The 25,090-nt window shown below is 62.8% G+C and carries 26 protein-coding genes; 19 read left to right on the top strand and 7 right to left on the bottom strand.

Annotation, left to right across the window (positions count from 1 at the left end; all coding sequences use genetic code 11):
* The first annotated feature begins 90 nt into the window (after window positions 1-90).
* Genes KR49_RS02435 through KR49_RS14465 form a run of 9 tightly spaced genes read left to right on the top strand, consistent with a single transcriptional unit; the run spans window position 91 to window position 9,033 of the window.
* Window positions 91-846, top strand: a complete 756-nt coding sequence (locus KR49_RS02435) for a M15 family metallopeptidase (RefSeq protein ID WP_043691294.1) — start codon at window positions 91-93, stop codon at window positions 844-846.
* Window positions 843-3,341 carry a U32 family peptidase gene (locus KR49_RS02430; RefSeq protein WP_043691292.1) on the top strand — a complete coding sequence of 833 codons (2,499 nt, stop codon included), beginning with the start codon at window positions 843-845 and terminating at the stop codon, window positions 3,339-3,341. Before KR49_RS02435 ends, KR49_RS02430 begins: the two co-directional genes overlap by 4 nt.
* Before the next feature lie 57 nt (window positions 3,342-3,398).
* Window positions 3,399-5,201, top strand: a complete 1,803-nt coding sequence (typA, locus tag KR49_RS02425) for a translational GTPase TypA (protein WP_043691291.1) — start codon at window positions 3,399-3,401, stop codon at window positions 5,199-5,201.
* The gene (locus KR49_RS02420) at window positions 5,201-5,557 is read left to right on the top strand and encodes a DUF309 domain-containing protein (RefSeq protein ID WP_043691289.1); all 357 of its coding nucleotides are present in this window, start codon (window positions 5,201-5,203) and stop codon (window positions 5,555-5,557) included. The genes typA and KR49_RS02420 overlap by 1 nt, the downstream gene beginning before the upstream one ends.
* Before the next feature lie 59 nt (window positions 5,558-5,616).
* Window positions 5,617-6,039 (top strand): LptA/OstA family protein, encoded by a 423-nt coding sequence (locus KR49_RS02415; protein ID WP_043691288.1) that lies wholly within the window; start codon window positions 5,617-5,619, stop codon window positions 6,037-6,039.
* Entirely contained in the window at window positions 6,036-6,764 is a 729-nt protein-coding gene (gene lptB / locus KR49_RS02410) for an LPS export ABC transporter ATP-binding protein (protein WP_043691286.1), read from the top strand. Before KR49_RS02415 ends, lptB begins: the two co-directional genes overlap by 4 nt.
* Window positions 6,761-7,915 (top strand): LptF/LptG family permease, encoded by a 1,155-nt coding sequence (locus KR49_RS02405; protein ID WP_043691285.1) that lies wholly within the window; start codon window positions 6,761-6,763, stop codon window positions 7,913-7,915. The genes lptB and KR49_RS02405 overlap by 4 nt, the downstream gene beginning before the upstream one ends.
* A 43-nt stretch (window positions 7,916-7,958) precedes the next feature.
* On the top strand, window positions 7,959-8,876 hold the full coding sequence (gene ccsB / locus KR49_RS02400; protein WP_043691283.1) for a c-type cytochrome biogenesis protein CcsB: 918 nt from the start codon (window positions 7,959-7,961) through the stop codon (window positions 8,874-8,876).
* A gap of 22 nt (window positions 8,877-8,898) precedes the next feature.
* On the top strand, window positions 8,899-9,033 hold the full coding sequence (locus KR49_RS14465) for a hypothetical protein (protein WP_256381028.1): 135 nt from the start codon (window positions 8,899-8,901) through the stop codon (window positions 9,031-9,033).
* Window positions 9,034-9,098: 65 nt separating this feature from the next.
* Here the strand turns inward: KR49_RS14465 and rpe are convergent, their stop codons facing one another.
* Window positions 9,099-9,782 (bottom strand): ribulose-phosphate 3-epimerase, encoded by a 684-nt coding sequence (gene rpe / locus KR49_RS02395; RefSeq protein ID WP_043691281.1) that lies wholly within the window; start codon window positions 9,780-9,782, stop codon window positions 9,099-9,101.
* A gap of 151 nt (window positions 9,783-9,933) precedes the next feature.
* On the opposite strand from rpe, the gene glpX reads away from it, so the two are divergent.
* The 7 genes from glpX to KR49_RS02360 all read left to right on the top strand — a co-directional run bounded on the left by glpX (window position 9,934) and on the right by KR49_RS02360 (window position 16,881).
* The gene (gene glpX / locus KR49_RS02390) at window positions 9,934-10,938 is read left to right on the top strand and encodes a class II fructose-bisphosphatase (RefSeq protein ID WP_043691279.1); all 1,005 of its coding nucleotides are present in this window, start codon (window positions 9,934-9,936) and stop codon (window positions 10,936-10,938) included.
* Window positions 10,939-10,969: 31 nt separating this feature from the next.
* Window positions 10,970-12,277 (top strand): glutamyl-tRNA reductase, encoded by a 1,308-nt coding sequence (locus KR49_RS02385; protein WP_043691277.1) that lies wholly within the window; start codon window positions 10,970-10,972, stop codon window positions 12,275-12,277.
* A gap of 118 nt (window positions 12,278-12,395) precedes the next feature.
* A complete protein-coding gene (locus KR49_RS02380; protein WP_043691275.1) occupies window positions 12,396-13,691 on the top strand; it encodes a glucose-1-phosphate adenylyltransferase in 1,296 nt (431 codons plus the stop codon).
* 135 nt (window positions 13,692-13,826) lie between these two features.
* Entirely contained in the window at window positions 13,827-15,245 is a 1,419-nt protein-coding gene (gndA, locus tag KR49_RS02375) for an NADP-dependent phosphogluconate dehydrogenase (protein ID WP_043691273.1), read from the top strand.
* Window positions 15,246-15,256: 11 nt separating this feature from the next.
* On the top strand, window positions 15,257-15,970 hold the full coding sequence (gene pgl, locus KR49_RS02370; RefSeq protein WP_043696527.1) for a 6-phosphogluconolactonase: 714 nt from the start codon (window positions 15,257-15,259) through the stop codon (window positions 15,968-15,970).
* Window positions 15,951-16,511 carry a CIA30 family protein gene (locus KR49_RS02365; protein WP_043691271.1) on the top strand — a complete coding sequence of 187 codons (561 nt, stop codon included), beginning with the start codon at window positions 15,951-15,953 and terminating at the stop codon, window positions 16,509-16,511. The genes pgl and KR49_RS02365 overlap by 20 nt, the downstream gene beginning before the upstream one ends.
* 4 nt (window positions 16,512-16,515) lie before the next feature.
* Window positions 16,516-16,881: a hypothetical protein gene (locus KR49_RS02360; protein WP_043691269.1), complete on the top strand. Its 366-nt coding sequence runs from the start codon at window positions 16,516-16,518 to the stop codon at window positions 16,879-16,881.
* Here KR49_RS02360 and ilvD read toward each other — a convergent pair whose 3' ends face one another.
* Genes ilvD through KR49_RS02345 form a run of 3 tightly spaced genes read right to left on the bottom strand, consistent with a single transcriptional unit; the run spans window position 16,882 to window position 19,538 of the window.
* Window positions 16,882-18,555, bottom strand: a complete 1,674-nt coding sequence (ilvD, locus tag KR49_RS02355) for a dihydroxy-acid dehydratase (RefSeq protein WP_043691267.1) — start codon at window positions 18,553-18,555, stop codon at window positions 16,882-16,884. It lies immediately after the preceding gene.
* Window positions 18,556-18,602: 47 nt separating this feature from the next.
* Window positions 18,603-18,896, bottom strand: a complete 294-nt coding sequence (locus KR49_RS02350) for a hypothetical protein (RefSeq protein WP_043691266.1) — start codon at window positions 18,894-18,896, stop codon at window positions 18,603-18,605.
* 24 nt (window positions 18,897-18,920) lie between these two features.
* On the bottom strand, window positions 18,921-19,538 hold the full coding sequence (locus KR49_RS02345) for a uracil phosphoribosyltransferase (protein WP_043691264.1): 618 nt from the start codon (window positions 19,536-19,538) through the stop codon (window positions 18,921-18,923).
* A gap of 55 nt (window positions 19,539-19,593) precedes the next feature.
* Between KR49_RS02345 and KR49_RS02340 the strand changes: the two genes are divergently transcribed.
* Together KR49_RS02340 and cobW are read left to right on the top strand one after the other, a co-directional pair.
* On the top strand, window positions 19,594-20,103 hold the full coding sequence (locus KR49_RS02340; protein WP_043691262.1) for a pentapeptide repeat-containing protein: 510 nt from the start codon (window positions 19,594-19,596) through the stop codon (window positions 20,101-20,103).
* An 11-nt stretch (window positions 20,104-20,114) separates the two neighbouring features.
* The gene (gene cobW, locus KR49_RS02335; protein WP_043691261.1) at window positions 20,115-21,224 is read left to right on the top strand and encodes a cobalamin biosynthesis protein CobW; all 1,110 of its coding nucleotides are present in this window, start codon (window positions 20,115-20,117) and stop codon (window positions 21,222-21,224) included.
* On the opposite strand, the gene KR49_RS02330 is transcribed toward cobW, so the two are convergent.
* Window positions 21,161-22,024 (bottom strand): EamA family transporter, encoded by an 864-nt coding sequence (locus tag KR49_RS02330; protein WP_043691259.1) that lies wholly within the window; start codon window positions 22,022-22,024, stop codon window positions 21,161-21,163. The two genes, cobW and KR49_RS02330, sit on opposite strands and share 64 nt — an antisense overlap.
* A gap of 86 nt (window positions 22,025-22,110) precedes the next feature.
* On the opposite strand from KR49_RS02330, the gene KR49_RS02325 reads away from it, so the two are divergent.
* Complete coding sequence (locus KR49_RS02325; protein ID WP_043691258.1) at window positions 22,111-23,214, top strand: TIGR00341 family protein; 1,104 nt, start codon at window positions 22,111-22,113, stop codon at window positions 23,212-23,214.
* Here the strand turns inward: KR49_RS02325 and KR49_RS02320 are convergent.
* Both KR49_RS02320 and KR49_RS02315 read right to left on the bottom strand, forming a co-directional pair.
* Window positions 23,187-24,182, bottom strand: coding sequence for an SDR family NAD(P)-dependent oxidoreductase (locus tag KR49_RS02320; protein ID WP_043691256.1), 996 nt, complete (start codon window positions 24,180-24,182; stop codon window positions 23,187-23,189). The genes KR49_RS02325 and KR49_RS02320 overlap by 28 nt on opposite strands.
* Complete coding sequence (locus KR49_RS02315) at window positions 24,175-25,014, bottom strand: SdiA-regulated domain-containing protein (protein ID WP_253912796.1); 840 nt, start codon at window positions 25,012-25,014, stop codon at window positions 24,175-24,177. Before KR49_RS02315 ends, KR49_RS02320 begins: the two co-directional genes overlap by 8 nt.
* Window positions 25,015-25,090: the final 76 nt, after the last annotated feature.

Below are 25,090 nucleotides of genomic sequence, written 5' to 3'. Positions count from 1 at the left end.
GATTGTTTTTTGAAGCTACCACTGCGTCATCAATGACGGTGGGGCTCCCTGGCCATCGCCCTTACGATCGAAACAACACGCATCAGCGCTGTGAGTCGGGCTGCCTCTGCTCGTCGGCAACAGAGGGACGACATTCCGGTCGCGCGTCGCTCCCGTCCGGCTCCGCGTCGCTCGCGGGGCCGTGGTCTCGGGCTGCTGCTCGCCTGCCTGGTGGTGTGCGGTGTCAGTGGAGCCGTCGTGCTGATGGGGCCGCAGCTGATGGCGAGGCTGAATCGCACGCCGCCAGCGCCTGTTGTTCCGGGGATCCCCGAGCCGCCGGCAGCGGATGGTCGGTTGCTGGGCCACTTCCCCTATGACCAGGTCAGCCCGGACGAGCTGATCGTCGTCGAGCCGGGTATTCAGCTTCATGTCGATGCGGCCGAGGCTCTCGACGGCATGCTCCGGGCTGCCGCCGCCGAAGGCATTGATCTGCGGTTGCTCAGCGGCTATCGATCCCATGACCTGCAGGAATCGATCTTCTTTGATGTGGCCTCGGAGCGGAATCAGACCGCCGAGGAGCGGGCTCAGGTGTCGGCACCGCCGGGTTATTCCGAGCACAGCACCGGTTTCGCTGTGGATCTGGGAGATGGGCAAGCTCCTGAGACCCACCTCTCGACCGATTTCGAGCAGACGCGCACCTTCCGCTGGCTGCAGGACAATGCCGCCCGCTATCACTTCGTGATGTCGTTTCCGGACGGCAATTCCCAGGGTGTGAGCTACGAGCCCTGGCACTGGCGCTTCGAGGGCACGGCCGATGCACTCCGACGCTTCGAGGCAGCCCGGCGTCTCGCCCGTCGTCCGTTTTGAACATTCCTGAGCTGCTGGCGCCAGCCGGCGACTGGCCGGCTCTGCGGGCAGCGGTGGCATCTGGAGCCGATGCCGTCTACTTCGGTGTGGACGCCTTCAACGCCCGCCAGCGGGCCGAGAATTTCCGCATCGACGAGCTTCCGTCGGTGATGCACTGGCTGCACGAGCGACAGGTGAAGGGATGTCTCACCTTCAACGTGCTGGTGTTCAGCGATGAGCTCGAGCGGGCAGCTCAGCTGCTGATCGCCGCAGCGGAGGCCGGTGTGGATGCCGTGATCGTGCAGGACGTCGGCCTCTGCAGGCTGGCCCGGAGACTCGTGCCCCAGCTGACGCTGCACGCCTCCACTCAGATGTCGATCACCAGTGCCGCCGGCGTGGCTCAGGCCGCATCCCTGGGCTGCGAACGGGTGGTGCTGGCCCGGGAACTGGCGCTGAGAGACCTCGAACGCCTGCAGCGTCAGCTGCGGGATCGCCACCTGGCCATGCCACTCGAGGTCTTCGTGCACGGAGCGCTCTGCGTGGCCTACTCCGGCCAGTGCCTCACGAGTGAATCCCTGGGCCAGCGCAGTGCCAATCGCGGGGAATGCGCCCAGGCCTGTCGCCTGCCCTATGAACTCGTCGTTGACGGCGTTCCCCGTGCGCTTGAGGATCAGCGCTATCTACTCTCACCCCAGGACCTGGCGGCCTGGGAGCTGCTGCCTGAGCTGCAGCGCATCGGCATTGCCAGCCTCAAGATCGAGGGGCGTTTGAAGGACGCCAGTTACGTAGCAGCGGTGACCGATGCCTATCGGCAGCGCCTCGACCGTCCTGAGCCCGAACCCGTCCAGAGGCAGCTGGAGCTGGCCTTCTCCCGGGGGCTTTCAACAGGCTGGCTTGAGGGAGTGAACCATCGCCGGCTGGTCCATGGGCGCTGGAGCAAGAAGCGTGGACCGCTGATCGGTCGCCTGCTGCAGGTTGATCGCGGAGGCTGGCTGCAGATCCGCAGCCGGGAGCGCCTGCGACCCGGTCAGGGAATCGTCCTGGAGGCTCTGTCGGACGACCCGTTGCGACCTCCCGACGAGGTGGGAGGCCGCGTCATGGCCTGTGAACAGCTCGGACAGGAACGCCTGAAACTGCGTCTGGGTCCTGGAAGGATCGAAACCCGCGCCCTGCGCGCCGGAGCATCGGTCTGGCTGACCAGCGATCCGGAATGGCAGAGCCAGTGGCAGCGGATGGCGCGTCGACCCACCGAGGCCCGGCCCCGTGATCTGTCGCTGCGGGTGGTTGGACGCCGTGGTGACGTCCTGAGGCTCGAGCAGCCGGAGAGGGGCGTAGTCATCAGCAGTGCCATGCCCTTGCAGTCCGCGGATCAGCGCCCCCTGGACCGGGCGCGTCTTGAGCAGCAGCTCGGGCGTCTCGGCGGCAGCGGCTGGCGGTTGCGTGATCTCAAGGTCGAGCTCGAAGGCGATCTGTTCCTACCGGTGGCAGAACTGAACCGCATGCGCCGGGCCCTTCTGGAGGCTCTTGGATCACCGGTCGCTGAGCAGCCGCTTGCTTCTGTGCCTCTCGATCCTGCAGCCGTCCTCTCGGAGTTTGTCCCGGCGGCAGCAGACGGTTGCCAAGACGAGCCGATGGGTCTGGTGGTGCTCGTGAGAAGCCTGAACCAGCTTCGAGCGCTGATGGAGCTTCCCGACGGGGCAGCGCCGATCCGCTCCGTGGTGGCCGACCTCGATCAGCCACGGCAGCTCCGGGAGGCTGTGGCCATGGCCCGGGGCGTCTGGCCCGAGGGCATCTGGCTTGCCGGCAGCCGGATCACCCGGCCTGATGAGCGCTGGACCCTGGAGCCGCTGATCCGCGCTCGACCGGATGGCTATCTGGTGCGCAATGCCGATCAACTGGAGATCCTCACTCCCCTGGCACCCTGCGTCGGTGATTTCTCCCTCAATGCCGCCAATCCCCTCAGCTTCGACTGGTATCGAAGTCACTGGGGGCTGAAACGGATCACAGCCAGCTACGACCTCAATCTCCAGCAGTTGCTGGATCTGTCCGCCGGGGTGGAGTCATCGCGCCTGGAGGTGACCCTGCATCAGCACATGCCCCTGTTTCACATGGAGCACTGTCTGTTCTGCGCTTTCCTCTCCGAGGGGCACGATCACACCGACTGTGGTCGCCCCTGCGAGCAGCACACAGTGACTCTCCGTGACCGCAGTGGTGTGGAACATCCTCTGCGCGCGGATCTGGGCTGCCGCAACACCCTGTTCAACGGCACGGCTCAGACCGGTGTCGAGGGGTTGCCGGCTCTGCGTCAGGCCGGCGTGCGTCACGTCCGTCTGGAACTGCTCGACGAGGGGGCAGAGGCCACCCGAAGACGCGTCCTCCTTTACGCGGATGCCCTGGCTGGCCGGCTTGCATCGCGTGACGTCTGGAAGCAGGAGCGCATCGACCATCAACTCGGGGTCACCCGCGGCAGCTTGCGCGTGCAAGGTCCAGAACGGACCAGTCGGATCTCACGTTGAGATATCCTTTCGCCCTGCGCCTATGGCGTTCTTCACAATTTCTAACGGTCAACCCGCATGAGCGCCCAGCAAAAGGCGATTCGCAATATCGCGATCATCGCCCACGTTGACCACGGCAAGACGACCCTGGTCGACTCACTGCTGGCTCAGTCGGGCATCTTCCGCGACAACGAAGCGGTTCCCACCTGCGTGATGGACTCCAACGACCTGGAGCGCGAGCGCGGCATCACAATCCTGTCGAAGAACACCGCTGTCACGTACAACGAGACGCGCATCAACATTGTTGATACCCCGGGTCACGCTGATTTCGGCGGGGAGGTGGAGCGGGTGCTCGGCATGGTCGATGGCTGTCTGCTGATCGTCGATGCCAACGAGGGTCCGATGCCACAGACCCGTTTCGTCCTGAAGAAAGCCCTCGAGCAGGGACTGCGTCCGATCGTGTTCGTCAACAAGATCGATCGGGCCCGGGTTGATCCCGAAACCGCCGTCGACAAGGTGCTGGATCTGTTCATCGAACTGGGCGCTGATGACGACCAGTGCGATTTCCCCTATCTGTTCGGAAGTGGTCTGGGCGGCTTTGCCAAGCCCGACATGAAGACCGACAGCGAGAACATGCGGCCGCTGTTCGACGCGATCCTGCGCCATGTTCCACCCCCGGTGGGTGATTCGGAGAAACCGCTTCAGCTCCAGATCACCACTCTGGATTACTCCGATTTCCTGGGTCGCATCATCATCGGCCGCGTTCACAACGGAAAAATCAAGCAGGGCCAGAGCGCTGCTCTGATCAAAGACGATGGTTCCGTCAAGAAGGGCCGCATCAGCAAGCTGCTGGGCTTCGAGGGGCTGCAACGCGTTGAAATCGAAGAGGCCTCCGCCGGAGATCTGGTGGCTGTGGCCGGCTTCGATGACGTGAACATCGGCGAAACCATCGCCTGTCCCGATGAGCCCACAGCACTGCCGCTGATCAAAGTGGATGAGCCCACGCTGCAGATGACGTTCGTGGTCAACGACTCCCCTTTCGCTGGCAAAGAGGGCAAGTTCGTGACCAGCCGTCAGGTGCGCGACCGTCTTCAGCGGGAACTGCTCACCAACGTGGCGCTCCGGGTCGAGGACACCGATTCTCCGGACCGCTTCGCCGTCAGCGGCCGCGGCGAGCTGCACCTCGGCATCCTGATCGAGACGATGCGGCGTGAGGGATATGAATTCCAGGTGTCGCAGCCGCAGGTGATCTACCGCACCATCGATGGCACCCCCTGTGAGCCTGTTGAGACGCTGGTGATGGATGTGCCCGAAGAGGCGGTCGGCGGTTGCATCGAGAAGCTGGGCACCCGGAAGGGTGAGATGCAGAACATGGAGACCGGTCAGGACGGCCGTACCCAGCTGGAGTTCATCGTTCCCTCCCGTGGTCTGATCGGCTTCCGCGGTGAATTCATCCGTGCCACCCGCGGCGAGGGAATCATGAGCCATTCCTTCTTCGAGTACCGGCCGATGGTTGGGGATTTCGATACCCGACGCAACGGTGTTCTGATCGCCTTCGAGGAAGGCACCGCCACGTTCTATGCCCTCAAGAACGCCGAGGACCGCGGTCAGTTCTTCATCTCGCCCGGCACCAAGGTCTACAAGGGGATGATCATCGGCGAATACAACCGGCCCCAGGATCTGGAGATCAACGTCTGCAAGACGAAGCAGCTCACCAACATGCGCTCGGCTGGTGCCGATGAACTCGATACCCTCCAGGCACCCATCCAGATGACCCTCGAGCGTGCGCTTGAGTACATCGGACCCGGCGAGATGCTGGAAGTCACCCAGGAATCCATCCGTCTCCGCAAGCTGCCGGCCAAGAAGATGGCCAAGCGCTGATGCCCGAGGCGGATCCCCGCTTTCAGCAGGCGATCGAGCTCTTCAACAGTCAGCAGTGGTACGACGCCCATGACGTGTTCGAGGAGCTCTGGCATGAAACCGGCGAGCCCGAACGACGCAGCCTCCAGGGCATCCTGCAGGTAGCGGTGGCCCAGCTGCATCTGCAGAGGGGCAACCGTCGTGGGGCCACCATCCTGTTCGGCGAAGCGCTCGGAAGGCTTCGCCGGCCGGGAACACCCGATCTCGGTCTCGATCTCGACGGCCTCTGCGCTGTGATCCAGGGGCGTCTCGAGCTGCTGCAGCTGGACGGCGATCCCGAGTCGTGCACTGTCCCCGTGCTTCGGAACAGCCCATGAGCAGGCTGTAGTGTCCACGCAACATCCAGCAGCTTCAGGCTGCGAAAGCGCCTTCCGAGATGTTCAGGTCCACCGGCTGGTCACCCCTTCTGATCCTGCTGTCATCACTTCTGTTCGGAGCTGTTCCGCTCCAAGCCGCTGATCCGCAGGGGGAGGGGCTGATCACCATCGAATCCGATCAGCAGTCGGCGGACAATGTCACCGGCGTGATCACCGCCTCCGGCAACGTGCGGCTGGTTCATGCCAACCGCGGTGTCGTCGCCACCAGCCGGCAGGCCCAGTACTTCACCAAGGAGGAGCGCATCGTGCTCAGCGGGGATGTCGACGTGGTTCAGAAGGATGGCAATCTTCTGAGGGCCGGACAGGTGACCTACCTGCTCGACGAAGAGCGTGCTCTTGCCCTGCCAACCGATGGTGGGCAGGTGTTCAGCCAGTGGTCCCTCGAGACGAAGTCCAGCAGTCCGACTCCGATGGTTCCATGAGCCTGACGCTGGAGACTGTCTCCATCAGCCTGGGCGGTCGTCAGCTTGTTCGTGACGTGAGCCTCGATCTCTCTCCGGGCGAAGTGGTGGGGCTGCTGGGTCCCAACGGTGCGGGAAAGACGACCACCTTCAATCTCGTGGTCGGGCTGCTGAGGCCCGACCGTGGAGCGGTGAATCTCGACGGCCTGGCCGTTGCCGGACTCTCCATGCCTCAGCGCGCCCGGCTGGGCATCGGTTATCTGCCGCAGGAACCCAGCGTCTTCCGACAGCTGAGCGTCCGGGAGAATCTGGAGATCGCTCTTGCCCAGACCGATCTGAGCAATCAGGAGCGTCGGGACCGCCGCGATCAGCTGATCGATCAGTTCCATCTCACTCTCTTCATGGATCGCCGCGGGTTTCAGCTGTCCGGAGGTGAACGCCGCCGTTGCGAGGTGGCCAGGGCTCTGGCGGTCGGCCGCGATGGTCCCCGTTATCTGCTGCTGGATGAACCGTTCGCCGGGGTCGACCCGCTTGCTGTCGCCGATCTTCAGCTGCTGATTCAGTCTCTGCGCAGCCTCGGCATGGGAATCCTGATCACCGATCACAACGTTCGGGAGATCCTCGCCATCACCGATCGCGCTTACATCCTCAACGATGGATCGATTCTGGCGTCGGGACTTTCCGAAACGGTGGCCTCCGATCCCCTGGTCCGTCGTCATTACCTCGGGGAGGGATTCCAGCTTTGATCAGCCTTCCCCCGCTGCCGCGCAAAGTACCGCTTCTTGATCGCTGGCTGTTCGGTGAACTCACGGGGCCGCTGCTGTTCGCCATCGCGGCCTTCACCGTCGTTTCCCTCTCCGTCGGTGTGATGTTCGATCTGGTGCGGCGCATCGTCGAATCGGGATTGCCGGTGACGGTGGCCGTGCAGGTGATGGCTCTCAAACTCCCCAGTTTTCTGGTCATCTCCTTCCCGATGGCCACGTTGATGGCGACACTTCTGGCCTACAGCCGGCTCTCGGCCAACAGTGAGCTCACGGCGCTGCGCAGCGTTGGAGTCAGCACGGTGCGACTGGTGGCACCGGCCCTGGTTCTGGCGATCCTGCTCACCGGGCTCACCCTGGTGTTCAACGATGTGATCGTTCCGCAGGCGAACCGAAGCGCTGAATCCACTCTGCAGCGTGCTCTCGGCCGCTCCCTGGCCACGGAGAAGGGCAAGGACATCATCTATTCACGTTTCGGGCGGTTGCAGGGCAGGGACGATGAACAACGCGGACGAGGGCTCAATCAGCTGTTCTATGCCCGCCGATTCGAGAAGGGGGAGATGCTCGATGTGACCGTGCTGGATTTCTCCCGGGTCGGTTTCCGCCAGATGCTCGTTGCCGAAAAGGCTCTCTGGCGGGAACAGGAGGCGAAATGGGAGTTTCTCGACGGTCAGATCCTCACGCTCAACACCAACGGCAGCACCACCCGTGTGGATTTCGATCGCTACCTCTATCCCCTCAGTGCCGGGCCTCTGAAGGTGGCCCGTCTTCCGCGGGATGCCAACAACATGACCATCGGGGAGGCGATCAAGGCCAGGCAGCTGTACGTGGAGGCAGGCAACGCCAAGGAAGCTCGCCGGCTTGCCGTTCGTATCCAGGAGAAGTTCACCTTCCCGGTCTCCTGCCTGGTGTTCGCTCTGATCGGCAGCAGTCTCGGCTCCAGGCCAGGGTCACGCACCAGCCGCAGCCAGGGCTTCGGCATCAGCGTGCTGTTGATTCTCGGCTATTACGTGCTCAGTTTCAGCTTCAGCTCCCTGGGCGTGAAGGGCACGCTTCCGGCTGTGACAGCCGCCTGGTTACCGGTGCTGATCTCCCTGGGCTGCGGCGGAGCGTTGCTTCGCCAGGCCAGTCGTTGAGGTGAGCCGTCAGAATTGATCTCTGGTTGATCGCACGACACCGTTGCCGACCCCTCCGACTGACGTGGTGACCCTGCTGGGATTCATCGCTTTCTCGCTGCTGCTGCTGGCTCTTCCTCTGGCGTTCTGGGCGGTCTCCGGTCGATCCCTGCAGTCGCAGGTCAGGCTCCTGGTGGCGGTTGCGAACCTTCTGCTCACAACCCAGCTGGTTCTGCGCTGGTGGCAGTCGGGTCATTTCCCCATCAGCAACCTCTACGAATCCCTGTGCTTTCTGGCCTGGGCCTGCACGCTCACGCAGCTTCTGGTGGAACGCAGCTGGCCGTCTCCGCTCGTGGCCGCCGCGGCAACACCGATGGGGCTCGGCTGCATCGCCTTCGCCAGCTTCGCGTTGCCGGATCAGCTGCAGGAGGCAGCTCCCCTTGTTCCGGCCCTGCGCTCCAGCTGGCTGGTGATGCACGTGAGCGTGATCATGGTCAGTTACGCGGCTCTGCTGGTGGGGTCGCTGCTGTCCCTGGCGGTGCTGTTCACTGATCGAGGGGACGACCTGGAGCTGCGCAGCAGTTCCATCGGCAGTGGTGGATTCCGTCAGTCCGTTGCCGCCTCTGATGTCGGTGTTCTGCAGCTGCAGTCGGTTCAGCTCTCCACCAGTGAGCAGCTCGACAGCCTCAGCTACCGCACCATCACCGTCGGGTTCCTGATGCTCACGGTGGGCATCATCAGCGGTGCCGTCTGGGCGAATGAAGCCTGGGGCAGTTACTGGAGCTGGGATCCCAAGGAGACCTGGGCCCTGATCTGCTGGCTGGTCTATGCGGCCTATCTCCACACCCGATTCAGCCGGGGTTGGCAGGGGCGCCGTCCGGCACTGGTGGCGGTGGCCGGCCTTGTCGTGATCGGCGTCTGTTACATCGGCGTGAACCTGCTCGGGATCGGATTGCACAGCTACGGCTGGTTTCTAGGCTGAGAGCAAACAGCACCCAAGCGCCGTGAGTCAGGCCAGTCGCCGTGGCTGCCGCCGTTGTGCTCCGGCCTACCGACCGGTGGATGTGCGCCCCGCTGTGACGGGAGTGCTGATCGGTTTGGCGGTGGTGATGCTGATCGCTCTGCTGGCTCTTCTCTGAACGGAGGCCCATGAAAAAGCCCCGGCCATGGCCGGGGCATCGATGACGAAGCGACACCGCCTGGTTCAGACCAGAACCGCTTCCTTGCTGCTGCTGCTGCGGATTCCTTTGATCGCCTCGGCGTAGTCGGGCTGGTTGAATACACCGGATCCGGAGACGATCGCATTGGCTCCGGCCTCGATCACCTTCCAGGCGTTGCCGGCCTTGATGCCGCCGTCCACCTCGATCCAGGGATCCAGGCCCCGCTCGTCGCACATGCGGCGGAGATCACGGATCTTCTGCACCTGGTTCTCGATGAAGCTCTGACCACCGAAGCCGGGGTTCACGCTCATGATCAGCACCAGATCGCAGAGCTCGAGGCAGTACTCCAGGGTGTCCAGGGGAGTGCTGGGGTTCAGCACAGCACCGGCTTTCTTGCCGAGGTCCTTGATCTGGGCCAGGTTGCGATGCAGGTGAGGGCAGGCTTCCACCTGCACCGAGATGATGTCTGCGCCGGCCTTGGCGAAATCAGGGACGTACTTCTCAGGCTCAACGATCATCAGGTGCACATCCAGCGGCTTCTGCGTCACCGGGCGCAGGGCGCTCACGATCAGGGGGCCGATGGTGATGTTGGGAACGAAGCGGCCATCCATCACATCAACGTGGATCCAGTCTGCGCCTGCCTCGTCAACGGCCTTGACCTCCTCTCCGAGACGGGAGAAGTCGGCCGAGAGAATGGAGGGCGAGATCACCAGGGGCTTGGTGCTCATGGCGGGAACCGCGGAAGTGCGGGGTGATTTTAGGGACAACGGAAGCCACTGATACAGTGAGCCGCGCTCAGACGCCGAGATCCACTGCGGCAAGGGCAAACTGCCCGCCCCGATGGACTTGCTAACCCCTTCACCCCACATCTGGAGTCCCGTGGATCAGACCCTCATTCAGGAAATTCTCGAGGTTGTCGAACAGGCTGCCATCGCCTCCGCCAAGCTCTCCGGCAAAGGCCTGAAGAACGAGGCCGATGCCGCTGCCGTGGAAGCCATGCGCAAGCGCATGGGACAAATTCAGATGCAGGGCCGCATCGTCATCGGTGAGGGCGAGCGTGATGAAGCTCCCATGCTCTACATCGGTGAGGAAGTCGGCAGCGGCACCGGTCCTGGCGTTGACTTCGCTGTCGATCCCTGCGAAGGCACCAACCTCTGCGCGTTCAATCAGCGCGGATCCATGGCGGTTCTGGCTGCTTCCGACCGCGGCGGTCTGTTCAATGCTCCCGACTTCTACATGAAGAAGCTGGCCGCGCCTCCGGCGGCCAAGGGCAAGGTGGACATCCGTAAGTCGGCCACTGAAAACATCAAGATCCTCAGCGAATGTCTCGGCCTCGCTGTTGATGAACTGACGATCGTGGTGATGGATCGTGCCCGTCACAAGGACCTGATCGCTGAAATCCGGGCCACCGGAGCCCGCATCCAGCCCATCTCCGACGGAGACGTTCAGGCCGCTATCGCCTGTGGTTTCGCCGGCACTGGCACCCATTGCCTGATGGGCATCGGCGCCGCTCCTGAAGGTGTGATCTCCGCTGCTGCCATGCGGGCTCTCGGCGGTCACTTCCAGGGTCAGCTGGTGTACGACCCTGCTGTGGCTCAGACCTCCGAATGGGCTGACCTGACCAAGGAGGGCAACCTGGCGCGTCTCGCTGAGATGGGCATCACCGATCCCGACAAGATCTACGAAGCTGACGAGCTGGCCTGCGGTGAGCACGTTTGTTTCGCTGGCAGCGGCATCACGGATGGCCTGCTGTTCCACGGGGTTAAGTTCGAGCGTGATTGCACACGAACCAGCAGCCTGGTGATCAGCAACCTGGATAACACCTGCCGCTTCACCAACACCGTGCACATCAAGGACGGCGCCCAGAGCATCGCTCTGAGCTGATCGTCATCCATTGGTTGAGAGGAACGTCTCCATGCACATTGCCGTCGTCGGCCTCAGTCATCGCACGGCACCGGTGGAGATCCGGGAACGGCTCAGCATCCCTGAGCAGACCATGGAGACGTCCCTCCAATCGTTGAAGGGCAACGATCAGGTGATCGAGGCTTCGATTCTCAGCACCTGCAACCGCCTGGAGATCTACACGCTGGTGCGGCATCCAGATCTGGGTGTGTCCGCCGTCAGCGATTTCCTCAGCGGCCATTCCGGTCTGGGGACCGGCGAACTGTCGCCCCACCTGTTCAGTTACCACCACGCTGATGCCGTGGACCACCTGATGCGGGTGGCGGCCGGGCTGGACAGCCTGGTCCTGGGTGAGGGACAGATCCTCTCCCAGGTGAAGAAAATGATGCGCCTGGGACAGGAGCACAAATCCCTTGGACCGATTCTCAACCGGCTGCTCACCCAGGCCGTCAGCACCGGCAAACGGGTGCGCAGCGAGACCAACCTCGGCACCGGGGCCGTGTCCATCAGCTCCGCCGCTGTCGAGCTGGCACAGCTGAAGCTCGGTCAGTCCCGTGGCCTCGATCAGCTGGTCACCCTCGAGAGCGAACAGATCGCCGTTGTGGGGGCCGGCCGCATGAGCCGTTTGTTGCTTCAGCACCTTCAATCCAAGGGTGCCGCTGGGGTGGTGCTGCTGAATCGCACGGTGGAGCGGGCTGAACTGCTGGCCAAGGATTTTCCCGAGCTGCCGGTTCAATGCCGGCCACTCACGGACCTCGATCAATACCTGAGCACCTGTTCCCTGGTGTTCACCAGCACGGCAGCCGACGACCCGATCATTGATGCAGCACGGCTGAAGCCGTTGAACCGCCGCAGCAGGCTGCGCCTGATCGATATCGGTGTGCCCCGCAACATCGCCGCCGATGCGGCGGAGGTGCCCGGCGTGGAGTCCCATGACGTGGACGATCTTCAGGAGGTGGTCGCCCGCAACCAGGAGGCGCGCCAGGCCATGGCACGCGAAGCCGAGCAGCTTCTGAACCAGGAGGCTCAGCAGTTCCTCGACTGGTGGGACAGCCTCGAGGCCGTGCCGACCATCAACCGACTCCGCTCGGCCATGGAAGCGGTCCGAACTGAGGAGCTGCAGAAAGCCCTCAGTCGGATGGGGCCGGATTTCTCCGCTCGCGAGCGCAAGGTCGTGGAGGCCCTGACCAAGGGGATCATCAACAAGATCCTCCACGTCCCAGTGACCCAGCTGCGGGCTCCTCAGTCCCGTCAGGACCGTCAGCAGTCTCTCCGCACCGTCGAGCGCCTGTTCTCGCTGGAGGAGTCCGGGCTGGAATGATCCCAGTCCGCCTCAGTCCCGACCTGATTCGCACCAATCTCGTCGGATCTGACCGGTGATCAGCTCCGATTCCCTGAAACTCCGGTAAGTTCATCCCGCTCAACCGAGTGAACAAGGCATGAAGCGGGTACTGGCCATCATTCTCGGCGGCGGTGCCGGCACCCGTCTCTACCCGCTCACCAAGATGCGTGCCAAGCCTGCGGTGCCCCTGGCAGGCAAGTACCGACTGATCGATATCCCCATCAGCAACTGCATCAACTCGAACATCAACAAGATGTACGTGATGACGCAGTTCAACAGCGCCTCACTGAACCGCCATCTCAGCCAGTCCTTCAATCTGAGCGCCTCCTTCGGCCAGGGCTTCGTGGAGGTTCTGGCTGCGCAGCAGACCCCTGACAGCCCTTCCTGGTTCGAGGGCACCGCTGATGCTGTGCGCAAGTACCAGTGGCTGTTCCAGGAATGGGATGTGGACGAGTACCTGATCCTCTCCGGTGATCAGCTCTACCGGATGGATTACAGCCTGTTCATCGAGCACCATCGCAGCACCGGAGCGGATCTCACGGTGGCGGCTCTGCCGGTTGATCCCAAGCAGGCTGAAGCCTTCGGTCTGATGCGCACCGATGAGAACGGCAACATCAAGGAATTCCGTGAGAAGCCCAAGGGTGATTCACTGCTGGAGATGGCCGTGGACACAAGCCGTTTCGGGTTGACTGCTGATGCCTCCAAGGAGCGCCCCTATCTGGCTTCCATGGGGATCTATGTGTTCAGCCGCGAAACGCTGTTTGACCTCCTGGACAAGCATCCGGGTCACAAGGATTTCGGCAAGGAGTTGATCCCTGAGGCTCTGAACAGGGGTGACAAACTCCAGAGCTATGTGTTCAACGATTACTGGGAAGACATCGGAACCATCGGTGCCTTCTACGAGGCCAATCTTGCGCTCACCCAGCAACCCACTCCTCCCTTCAGCTTCTACGACGAGAAGTTCCCGATCTATACCCGTCCCCGCTATCTGCCGCCGAGCAAACTGGTCGATGCTCAGATCACCAACTCGATTGTTGGTGAAGGCTCCATTCTGAAGTCATGCAGCATTCATCATTGTGTGCTTGGAGTGAGAAGTCGTGTGGAAACTGATGTTGTCCTGCAGGACACTCTTGTCATGGGAGCTGATTTCTTTGAATCCAGTGACGAGCGCGCTCTGCTGCGTGAACGTGGAGGGATCCCTGTGGGCGTCGGTCAGGGCACCACGGTGAAGCGGGCGATTCTTGATAAGAACGCTCGCATCGGTTCCAACGTCACGATTGTCAACAAGGATCATGTTGAGGAAGCGGACCGATCTGACCTTGGTTTCTACATCCGTAACGGCATTGTCGTTGTGGTGAAGAACGCCACGATTCAGGACGGCTCAGTCATCTGATTTCGGTTCGTTTTTCGGTATCGCCGACTACAGCGACCTGGTCAATCCCTTATTCCTGACACAAGGCATCGAAAGTGCGGCCGGATCCCGATCTGACGCTCACACTGACGTCAGTTGTCAGTGGTCCCTAAGACCATGTCCCAGTCTCACTTCGGTCTGATCGGTCTCGGCGTGATGGGGGAGAACCTCGTCCTCAACGCCGAGCGGAACGGATTTTCCAGTGTTGTCTACAACCGCACCTACGCCAAAACAGAGGAATTCCTGAACGGTCGCGGACAGGGCAAGAACATCCAGGGAGCCACCGATCTCCAGGACTTCGTCAGCAAGCTGGAGCGTCCCCGCCGCATCCTGATGATGGTCAAGGCCGGGCCTGCTGTGGATGCGGTTGTGGATCAGATCTCCCCGTTTCTTGAAGAGGGTGACCTGCTGATTGATGGTGGCAACTCCGACTACCACGACACCGAGCGCCGGGTGCAGGAGTTGGAGAGCAAGAGCTTCGGCTTCATCGGCATGGGTGTGTCCGGTGGTGCCAAGGGTGCTCTGGAAGGACCGAGCATGATGCCCGGCGGCACGAAGGCGTCCTACGACGCCATCGAGAGCCTGGTGAACAAGATGGCGGCACAGGTGGAAGACGGCCCCTGCGTCACCTACATCGGCCCCGGTGGTTCCGGCCACCTGGTGAAGACCGTTCACAACGGCATCGAGTACGGCATCGAGCAGATCCTTGCTGAGGGTTACGACCTAATGAAGCGGGTCAAGGGCATGAACGGTGAGCAGATGGCCGATGTTCTCGGTCAGTGGAATGCCACCGAGGAGCTGTCCTCCTACCTCGTCGAGATCACCGAGGTCTGCCTGCGCACCAAGGATCCAGAGGATGGCGCGGATCTGGTGGAGAAGATCATGGACCAGGCCGGCCAGAAAGGAACCGGTCTCTGGACTGTGGTCACAGCACTGCAGATGGGTGCGCCTGTCCCCACCATCTATGCGTCTCTCAACGGTCGCGTGATGAGCTCCCTGAAGCCTCAGCGTGTTGCCGCTGAATCGATCCTCAAGGGCCCCTCCATCAAGGATTTCGATCTCGGGACTCCCGCTGACGCCATGGCTCCGTTGATGGACGCCACGGTCCTCAGCTGCATCGCCAGCTATGCGCAGGGCATGGAGCTGCTGCGCATCGCCTCCCAGGATCTGGATTACAAGCTGCACATGCCGTCCATTGCCCAGATCTGGAAGGGTGGCTGCATCATCCGGGCGCGACTGCTGAAGCGCATTCAGGACGCCTTCAATGCGGATCCCGAGCTGTCCAACCTGATGATCGATCCCTGGTTCGCGGACCAGATCAACCGTCGTCTCCCCGGTCTGGCCAAGGTGGTGGCTGGCGCCGCCGAGTCCGGCATCCCCGTTCCCTGCTTCAGCAGCACCCTCGATTACATCAACAGCTACCGCAGTGGCCGTCTGCCGCAGAACCTGGTGCAGGCCATGCGCGACTGCTTCGGCTCCCACACCTACCAGCGGGTGGACAAGGACGGCAGCTTCCACACCGAATGGCTCAGCTGAGCCGAACGGTGATGACCACTTACCGCATCGAGCGGGCGGGCGATTCCGACTCCCTCGCCCGCCGGGCCTCCGAAACCATCGCGACCCAGATCAGTCAGGTGCTCGATCAGCGGGATCGCTGCAGGATCGCTCTCTCGGGAGGCAGCACGCCGGCCAAGGCGTACGCCCTGCTCGGTCAGGAACATCTCCCCTGGGAGCGGGTTGATGTCGTCCTCGGCGATGAGCGTTGGGTGGCCGCCGACGATGAATCCAGCAATGCCCGCATGCTGAGAAACACCCTGTTCGACGGAGGACCCGGGGCATCGGCCAGCTTCCATGCGGTTCCGACCGTGGAACTTTCCGATGCTGATGCCAGCGCCGCTGCCTTTGCTGACCTGGTCAGCCGCATCTGTCCAGGCGAGCCGCCGGTCTTCGATCTGATGCTGCTCGGCCTCGGGGACGACGGTCACACGGCGTCGTTGTTTCCCGGTACCGAAGCGCCGGGTGTCACGGATCGATGGGCCACCGTGGGGCGCGGCAAGGGACTGGACCGGATCACTCTCACGGCTCCGGTGCTCAGCGCCGCTCGCCAGGTGATCTTTCTGGTCGGAGGTTCCGCCAAGCAGGAGGCCCTCCGGCGACTGATGGATCCGCTCGAATCGGCGGAGCGAACCCCCGCCCGCCTGGTTCAGCCTGCTAAGGATGTCCTGATCCTCGCTGATCAGGATGCATCCGCCGGCCTCTGAACAGGTTCTTGTCCAGGAAGGCGGTTTCGCCGAATGGGCCAGCCTCAATGACACGATCATGGGGGGGCGCAGCCGGGCGGGCTGTCGCGTCACCCCCGAGGGTCTTCTGCTGGAGGGGGAGCTCGTCGAGGCCGGCGGTGGCTTCGTCAGCTGTCGCTCGCCCCGGCTGCAGCCTCCATTGGATCTCTCAGCCTTCTCGGCTCTGCAGCTGGATGTCGAAGCGGAAGGGCGCACCCTCAAGATCGCTCTCGGCTGCCGAGATGGTGCTCTTGGGCTCACAGAGCTGATTCCCGGTGGTCTGCGCTGGGTGATCGATGTTCCAACCCAGACCGATGGCATCACCCGGTTGACCGTTCCCTTCCGTGATCTGCATCCCACCTTCCGGGCCAAACCAGTGGGCCTGCCGCTGCGATTCGACGCCAGTGGGGTCACACGGATCCAGGTGCTGCATTCGAAGTTCGGGGAATCCGGAGAACTCAACCCAGGATTCCGCTCCGGACCGATCCGCCTGCTGATCCGATCCATCCGGGCCCTGCCCTGAACGGATGGATCTTCTGGTGCTGATCGCCAAGGCTGCGGATGTCTGCCTCAAGCCCTACAGCCATGCCGTGGTGCCCGCCGATCCCTCCGCGCCGGCGGACCTGGAGGACCTGACGGTGCGGATCGAATGCCGTGACGCCGAGGGGGCCCGCCATTGCGATCGCGATCTGGACCTTGAGATCTATCGCAGCGGTGACGAGATCAACCTGATGCTGGCCTGGAGGGATCAGCCGGAACGGCCGATGCTCTGGCAGGGGCGTCATCCGGTTTGGATGAACGGAGACACCGGTGTGCGCTGCCAGGGACCTGAGGATGCGGCTCCGCTCGAGGCCCTTGGCCGGCGACTGCGCTCCCTGCTGCAGCCGGACTGATCAGTCCGGCTGATCGGTGACGGCGCCTTTGCTCGAACTCGACACCAGACGGGCGTATTTGCCGAGGATCCCTGTGCGGTAACGCGGTTCCGGACGGATCCAGGCCGCGCGCCGCCGCTCCAGTTCAGCGTCGTCCACGTTCAGCTGCAGCAGCAGCTGATCGGCATCCACCGTGATGCTGTCGCCCTCCTCAACCAGCCCGATGGTGCCCCCGACGGCAGCTTCCGGAGCCACATGCCCCACCACCAGCCCGTAAGTGCCACCGCTGAAGCGGCCATCGGTGATCAGAGCCACCTTGTCCCCAAGTCCCTGGCCGACGATGGCGGAGGTGGGGGCGAGCATTTCACGCATACCGGGGCCGCCCACGGGGCCTTCGTTGCGCACCACCACCACATCACCGGCTTGGATCTGCTTGTCGAGGATGGCCGCAAGGCAGTCCTCCTCGCTCTCGAACACGCGGGCCGGACCCGTCAGCACCGGAGTTTTCACACCGCTGATCTTGGCCACACTTCCCTCTCGGGCCAGGTTGCCCTTGAGGATCGCCAGGTGCCCCTTGCCATAGAGAGGATTGTTCAGCGGACGGATCACGTCCTGACCGGCAGGAGGTTCCGACGGCACATCGGCCAGCAACTCCCTGAGGCTCTTTCCCTCCACGGTGCGGCAGTCGCCATGAAGCAGGCCGGCATCCAGGAGCAGCTTCATCACCTGAGGGATTCCACCGGCCCTGTGCAGATCCACGGTCACGTAGCGACCGCTGGGTTTGAGGTCGCAGATCACCGGCACCCTCTGACGGATCACTTCGAAGTCATCGATGCCGAGTTGCACGCCTGCGGTGCGGGCGATGGCCAGAAGGTGCAGCACCGCATTGGTGGATCCACCCACGGCCATGATCACGCTGATGGCGTTTTCAAAAGCCTCCCGTGTCAGCAGATCCAGCGGCCGGATGTCGGCCTTCACCGCGTTCAGCAGCACCTCGGCGGAACGGGCCGCACTGTCCGCCTTCTCTTCATCCTCCGCCGCCATGGTGGAGCTGTAGGGCAGGCTGAGTCCCATCGTCTCGATGGCTGCGCTCATCGTGTTGGCGGTGAACATGCCGCCACAGCTGCCGGCTCCGGGGCAGGCATTTTTCTCAACCGCCGTGAGCTGCTCCTCGTCGATCCTGCCGCTGGTCAGCTGACCCACCGCTTCGAAGGCACTGACCACCGTCAGATCGCAACCCCCGAGCTTTCCCGGCTTGATCGTGCCGCCGTAGACGAACACCGAGGGGATGTTCATCCGAGCCATCGCCAGCATGGCGCCCGGCATGTTCTTGTCGCAGCCGCCGACAGCAAGCACCCCATCCATGCTCTGGCCGTTGCAGGCGGTTTCGATGGCATCGGCGATCACTTCCCTGCTCACCAGGGAGTACTTCATGCCTTCGGTGCCCATCGAGATGCCGTCGCTGACGGTGATGGTCCCGAACATCTGGGGCATGCCACCGGCCTGCCGGGCCGCTTCCTCAGCACGCCGCGCCAGATCGTTCAGCCCGACGTTGCAGGGAGTGATCGTGCTGTAGCCGTTGGCGATGCCGAGGATCGGCTTGCCGAAATCCTCATCCCCGAATCCGACAGCCCGCAACATGGCGCGGTTCGGGGAGCGCTGGATTCCCTTGGTGACGGCGTCGGATCGAAGCATGGGCCTGAGGGCTGAGCCTGTGGCGATTTGGCCAACCTACCGATCGTTCAGTCGCCGCCCCCCATGCTCTCCAGCTGACGCCGCACATCGGCGATGGCGGCATTCAGTTTCTCCACCCGTTCCTCGAGATGCTGGTTGTGATGGTGTCCATTGCCGCTGGGGTCGAGGACCTCGGATCCGTCCTGCATGCGCGGGGCGTAGAGCATTGCCTTCTGATGGCCGATCCGCCGGCGGCGATCCGCTTCGTTGAGAAGCCACCAGGCCAGGCCTGCGGCTCCGATCACCGCTCCGGTCGCAAGAGTGGCGATGGTTCCTGGAGCGGAGTCGTGCTGCTGCACCATCACGGGTCGTCAGGTGATCACAAACTAGTCACGGCCTGCTGTTCTGAGATTCAGGCGTCGTGAAGGGTCACCGATGCCCGGAACAATCTCTCCTGCGTCGTTCAGATCGGGGTCGATGCAGGCGGTGTGCAGGGTGAGATCCGGAATGGCCTCGCCGATGCGCTTCAGTCCTGGGCTGGCACAGACGGCGGTGACCAGCCGCAGGCGGCGTCCGTCGATGCCGCGGTCGACCAGTTGCTGGAGCAACGCCAGCGTGCTGAAGCCATCGCTGATCGTGTCCTTGAAGACGATCACACCGGCGCGGCTTTCGATCGCAGCTGGAACGCCCTCCAGGCAGAGGGCGGCATCGGGCAGAACAGCGCGTGCTCCCTGCCAGAGTTCCAGGCCGGCCGGCAGAACGGGCATGGCCAGCAGCGGCACGTCCCGTTCCACGACGGTTCCCTCGGTTTCGCCATGATCGGTGAGCACGGCTTCCCTGCGGTGCGGCAACCAATCGCGCAGGGCCTCGTAGCTGAGCCAGCGTCCGAGCTCCTGCAGAGCTGTGGCGTAGAGCGCCGGAGGGGTCTCGCGGAACCGGAGCACCGTCAGCCAGTGGCCGATCAGTGGGTGGGGCGGTACCACCACCCGCAGGGTCATGGCCATGAACGTCGCTTCTCAGGCAGCTGCCATAACGTGAGCAGACAAGCTACCGGCCCTGATGCAAGCCCTCCTTCGCCCGGCTCCCCTGCTGGCGGCGCTGCTGGTCGCGGTCACGTCTCTGCTGTGGTCCGGCAGTGCCGAAGCCATCACCGCTCCAGAGCTGCGCGGGCAGCGTGCCGTGCAGGAGATCACCGCCGACATGCACGGCCTTGATCTCAAGGAGAAGGAGTTCCTGAAGGCGGATCTGCGTGACATCGATCTCAGTGGCACCGATCTTCGCGGTGCCGTGATCAACACCTCTCAGCTGCAGGGAGCGGATCTGCGCAATGCCGACCTGTCCGACCTCGTCGGCTTCGCCAGCAGGTTCGACGGTGCTGATCTGCGGGGCGCGAATTTCACCAACGCCATGCTGATGCAGAGCCGGTTCGCCGATGCCCGCATCGACGGAGCGGATTTCACCAATGCCGTGCTCGATCTTCCCCAGCAGAAATCCCTCTGCTCACGGGCCGACGGCTCCAACCCAGTCACCGGTGTCTCCACCCGTGAGAGCCTCGGGTGTCGTCCCTGAACCGAGCCACCATGCCAACCCGTCTGCCGGTGACCGTCATCACCGGTTTTCTCGGTGCCGGGAAAACCACGCTTCTGCGCCATCTGCTGACCACCAGTGGTCAGAGACTGGCGGTGATGGTGAACGAATTCGGCAGTGTCGGGCTGGATGGTGATCTGATCCGCAGCTGCGGTTTCTGTCCGGAGGATGAGCTCGAGGGGCGTCTTGTGGAGCTCAACAACGGTTGTCTCTGCTGCACGGTTCAGGACGACTTCCTGCCGACGATGGAACGTTTGCTGGAGCGGGCGGATCACCTCGACGGCATCGTCGTGGAGACCAGTGGTCTGGCACTGCCGCGCCCGCTGCTTCAGGCCCTGGAGTGGCCTGCGATCCGCAGTCGCGTCCACGTCAACGGTGTGGTCACCGTGGTGGACGGTGAAGCCATGGTCGGAGGACATCCGGTGGCGGATCGGGAGGCTCTGGAGAACCAGCGGCTGAATGACCCGAGCCTGGATCACATCACCGCCATCGATGAGTTGTTTGCCGATCAACTGGGTGCAGCTGATCTGGTGCTGATCAGCCGGGCGGATCTGGTGACGGACGACAGCATGGAGAGGGTGCGCTCCTCGCTCGCATCGCAGGTTCGCGACGGCACGCCACTGCTGCCCGTTCGTCAGGGGACGATCGATCCAGCTGTGGTGCTCGGCCTTGTTCATCGCGATGAGCATCAGGCTGACCACGACCACGACCACGATCACGATCACGATCACCATCACCACGATCACAGCCATGTGGAGATCGTTGGTGGTGTGGTGCGCCTTGCCGGTGCTATCGACCGCGCTCAGCTGGAGCGCCTGCTGCCCGACCTGGTGAGAGGTCATGGCGTCGTTCGACTCAAAGGCCGCGTCTGGTTGGCAGGCAAAACCCTCCCGCTTCAGATCCAGATGGTGGGACCGCGTCTCAACAGTTGGTTTGAAGCTGCGCCGGCCACGGCCTGGCATCCGCCCCAATCGGTTGGACTGGATCTGGTGGTGCTCTCCTTCGAGGAGTCCGCGACCGACGCGATCCAGACGGCTCTTCAGAGCGTGGTCACCGCGACTCCAGCAAGGGCAAGCACTGCCGCCAGCAGTCCCAGCGGTTGAATCGCATCGCCTTCCAGGGGAGCGATCAGAAGAGCCATCACCGGTGCCGTTGCCATCAGGGTCACCCCTGGCCCCACCGGTAATTCACGGAACACCAGTTGCTGCAAGGCAATACCGACGTTCGTGCCGAGCACGGTCGCCATCAGGATCCGGAACCATGGACCCCGCCGGCTGCCCAGCCGGTTCCATGGAGTCTTTCTCAGAACAGGCATCAGCACCAGCCAGCCACCCAGCAGCCGGATGGCTGCCGACTGCAGCGGCGACAGGCTGGTCTCCAGCAGCACATGGCGGGCGAGGAAGGCTCCTGCGAGTCCGCTGATCACCGCCATCAGCGACAACATCAACCCATGAACCACCGGAGGGTTGCCGGAGTCAGACGGGTTGGACTCCGAACTCTGACGCGCCACCAGCAACACGGCTGAGCTGACAAGCACGGCGCCAATCCATGCCTTCCAGGGAAGGGTGTCCTGCATCAGCAGCACGGACCCGACACTTCCGAGCACGGGCCCGACCGCTTCCACCGTGAGCGTGCGACGGGTGCCCAACCGTCGCAGCGCGGCCAGATAAAAGCTGTCGCCGATGGCGATGCCGATCACCCCGCTGAGCAGCAGGAGGGCCACCCCCTGTCCGTTGTCACCCCAGGGAAGGCTCAGCAGCACGGGGAGGAACAGCAGTGTCGCCAATCCGTTCTTGACCGTGTTGAGCTGCAGTGCGGAGCCGCTGCTCGAGACGGATCGCCACAGGCTGCTGGCTGTGGTCCAGACCATGGCCGCTCCCAAGGCTGCGAGCAGTCCGGCCATGTCGTCGTGCCCTGGAGACCGCCAAAGTCTGGCGCCAGCGGTCGGGGGCCGGGAGACAATGGCGATCAGTCTCTTTTCGTCACTGAATGCTGCTGGATGCTCTCAACCGACTCTCGGGTCAGTGGCAGGTGAATCTTGAGACCCGTGTGGCGCGGACAGAGCTGTATGAGAAGCGGATCGCATCCTCGAGACCGTCCCTCGGATTCTTTGTGCTGCTGATCAGTTCGGCGGTGATCGCCACGCTCGGGCTGATCTCCAACAGCACGGCCGTGGTGATCGGAGCCATGATCGTTGCTCCATTGATGGATCCGATCCTCAGCCTTTCCTTCGGTCTTGCGGTCTCTGATGACAAGTTGATCCGGCGTTCCTTTGTGACCGTGTTGCTCGGGGTGATCACGGTTGTTGTCACGGCGGCCTTGATTTCTTCTGTTCTCGATATCACTCACGTGCAATCGGAGATCCTCGGTCGCACCACACCGAATCTCATCGATCTGGGAATTGCAGTGGCGGCTGCTGTGGCGGGGTCGTTCTCGATGACCAGGGAGAGACTGTCGAGTTCCATTGCCGGAGTTGCGATCGCGGTTGCCCTGGTTCCACCGCTCTGTGTCAGCGGGATCGGTCTGAATCTCGGTCATGAGATCACCGCCGTGTTCGGACGCGGCAGCGTGACAGGACTCTCCAATCAGGTTGCGGAAGGCTCGTTTCTGCTTTTTCTGGCCAACCTGATCGGCATCGTTGTTGCCAGTTTGATGGTGTTCCTGATTCAGCAATACGGAACAATCACCCGATGCTGGCGCAATCTTCTGGTCTGGCTTGGATTGCTTGGACTGCTGTGCATTCCACTGTCATCGTCTTTGCATGATTTCAGCCTCACCCAGGAGATGAATGCTCAGTTCAGCCGATTCAAGGCGGGTAAGGTTGAACGCCTGCCTGTGATTCAGAAGAACCCGGGGTTATGGCGAAGGGTCCGTGTGATGTACAGCAACGTCAGGGTGGTCAACAACAAGGCGGTGGTGGATCTGGTGATTAACGTTCCCGAAGCCCTGGCGAAGAATGACCAGACGTTCGATCGCATCATGACCAGTCTGGTGGAACGCTCGAAGGACTACGGACTGGATGACACCGTTGTGAATGTGAACGTGATTCCCAACCACAGTCTGAGTTACAGCTCCAAGGGGTCGGAGGGCTGAACGCCGGGCATCACGGTCTGCATCAGCTCTGAACTGAGCCTCCACAACGCCGTTGCCTTGGCTTGATCGCGGGCCTCCGCACTGGTGTCCACCGCTTCGAACCGATGCTGTCCCGGTCGGGTCAGGTGGTTGCTGAAGTAGTGGAAGCCAGGATCCGACCAGCGGTTGTCGACGCAGAGATCTGCCAGTAGTTCCCCGGCCTGAGCCGGGGTCTCCGTGAGACGCAGCACGTCCCGGGCCAGAAGGGCGAAGAGGGTCATCCCCAGAGGATTGCAGGCGCGACTGGTGCGGAAGAATCCCTCAGGTCCACGAGGAATCACGAGCCCAGGACTCCAGCTGAGCACAGGAAACGGGGTGCCCTGTGCCTCGAGCCGACGGCTCAGTTCCCGCCCGAGCAGCACGTTGCAGAGCTTGCTGTCCTTGTACGCCTTGTCGGCGTCGAACGTGCCCCCGTCCACCATGGCGAAACCGGTGCCGCTGCGAAGACCATCGAGGCTCCCCAGATCGGCCGGTCGACCGACCCGACCACCACCGCTCAGCGGATTATGGACATCCGAGGCCGTGATCACGGCCCTCGGCTGGTGGCCACGTTTGAGCAACGGCAGCAGATTCTCAAGCAGTCGCTGGTGTGCCAGCTGGTTGACGGCGAAGGTCAGCTCGATACCTTGCCGACTCCACTGCGGCGCACGGGTTCCCGCTAGCTGCAGACCCGCATTCAGAACCAGGGTGTCAATGACGTCTGCCTCATCGATCAGCTGGCGACTGATCCGATCCACAGCTTCCAGATCAGCGAGGTCAGCGATCAGGATTCGCGGTGACGGACCCAGTTGCAAACGGGTCCGTGCTTCCGCCTGCTCCGATCGGCACAGCAGCGTCAGTCGATGCCCCATGGTTTGAAGACGTCGTGCCGCTTCGGCTCCGATTCCGGAGCTGGCTCCGGTGATCAGCAGGTGCCTGGCGTCATTCATGGCCGTGCACCCGGAACACGTAGAGCTGAGCGTCCCGTTCGCTCACGACGTAAAGCCTGCGTTTCACCGGATCGAAGGCAACGCCTTCGGATTTGCGGATCTTCGCTGGTTTCTGATCGCTCTCCAGGTTCAGATCCAGACGTTGCAGAACCTGATCGGTGGACCAGTCGTAATGAAACAGGCACTGGCCTTTGTCGCTGGTGATCCAGAGCGTGTCACGGGTGCTGTCGTGGCTCAATCCGGAGAAGTCGAGCTTGTCCGGGCCGACGCGTGGATGGTCGAAACCGTTCGTGGTTGTGAGAAGACGTGCGGCGATGATCGCCCCGAGGTCCGGGCTGATCTCGATGAGCACCCCCGGGCGGCCTTCCTTCACGACGAACACGTGGTTGTTCCTGGTGTTCACCGTGATGCCCTCCAGTCCCTTGTTGTCCGGCGGATCAGGAAAGTGATGGGCCACCAGCCCGTAGTTCTCCATGGCGGCCAGCGGTCGGCGGCTGATCTCCTTCCGGCTCGCGATGTCGACCGTGATGATCGAATTGGTGTCCTCCTGGACAGCCAGCAGGCGGCTGCCATCAGCGCTGATCGCGATGCCCTCGAGATCGTCGACACCGATGAAGAAGGATTCGCTGATCCTCAGCCGTCCCTTGAGGTCGAGCTTGAAGATCGCCTTGGTGTCGTCACTGACGGTGTAGAGCGCGGTGCCGTCAGTGTTGAGGGTGAGTCCTGACGGTTCGTTGAGGCCGGCTCCTTTGTCGAGAATGCGATGTTCGCCGATCAGGCTCAGCGTTAGTTCCTCAGGCCCGGCCATGGACGGATGGTTGGAGGTGCTCAAAGCATTTCAGCTGTCGTGGGGACGGGGAAGTGCCCAGATCACCCTGAACGATGATCGGAATTCATGCCGCTGATCC

The sequence above is a fragment of the Synechococcus sp. KORDI-49 genome, assembly GCF_000737575.1.
Classification (GTDB): domain Bacteria; phylum Cyanobacteriota; class Cyanobacteriia; order PCC-6307; family Cyanobiaceae; genus Parasynechococcus.
The sequence above is the reverse complement of the archived record's forward strand: the minus strand, read 5'-3'. Positions and strand labels throughout refer to the sequence as shown.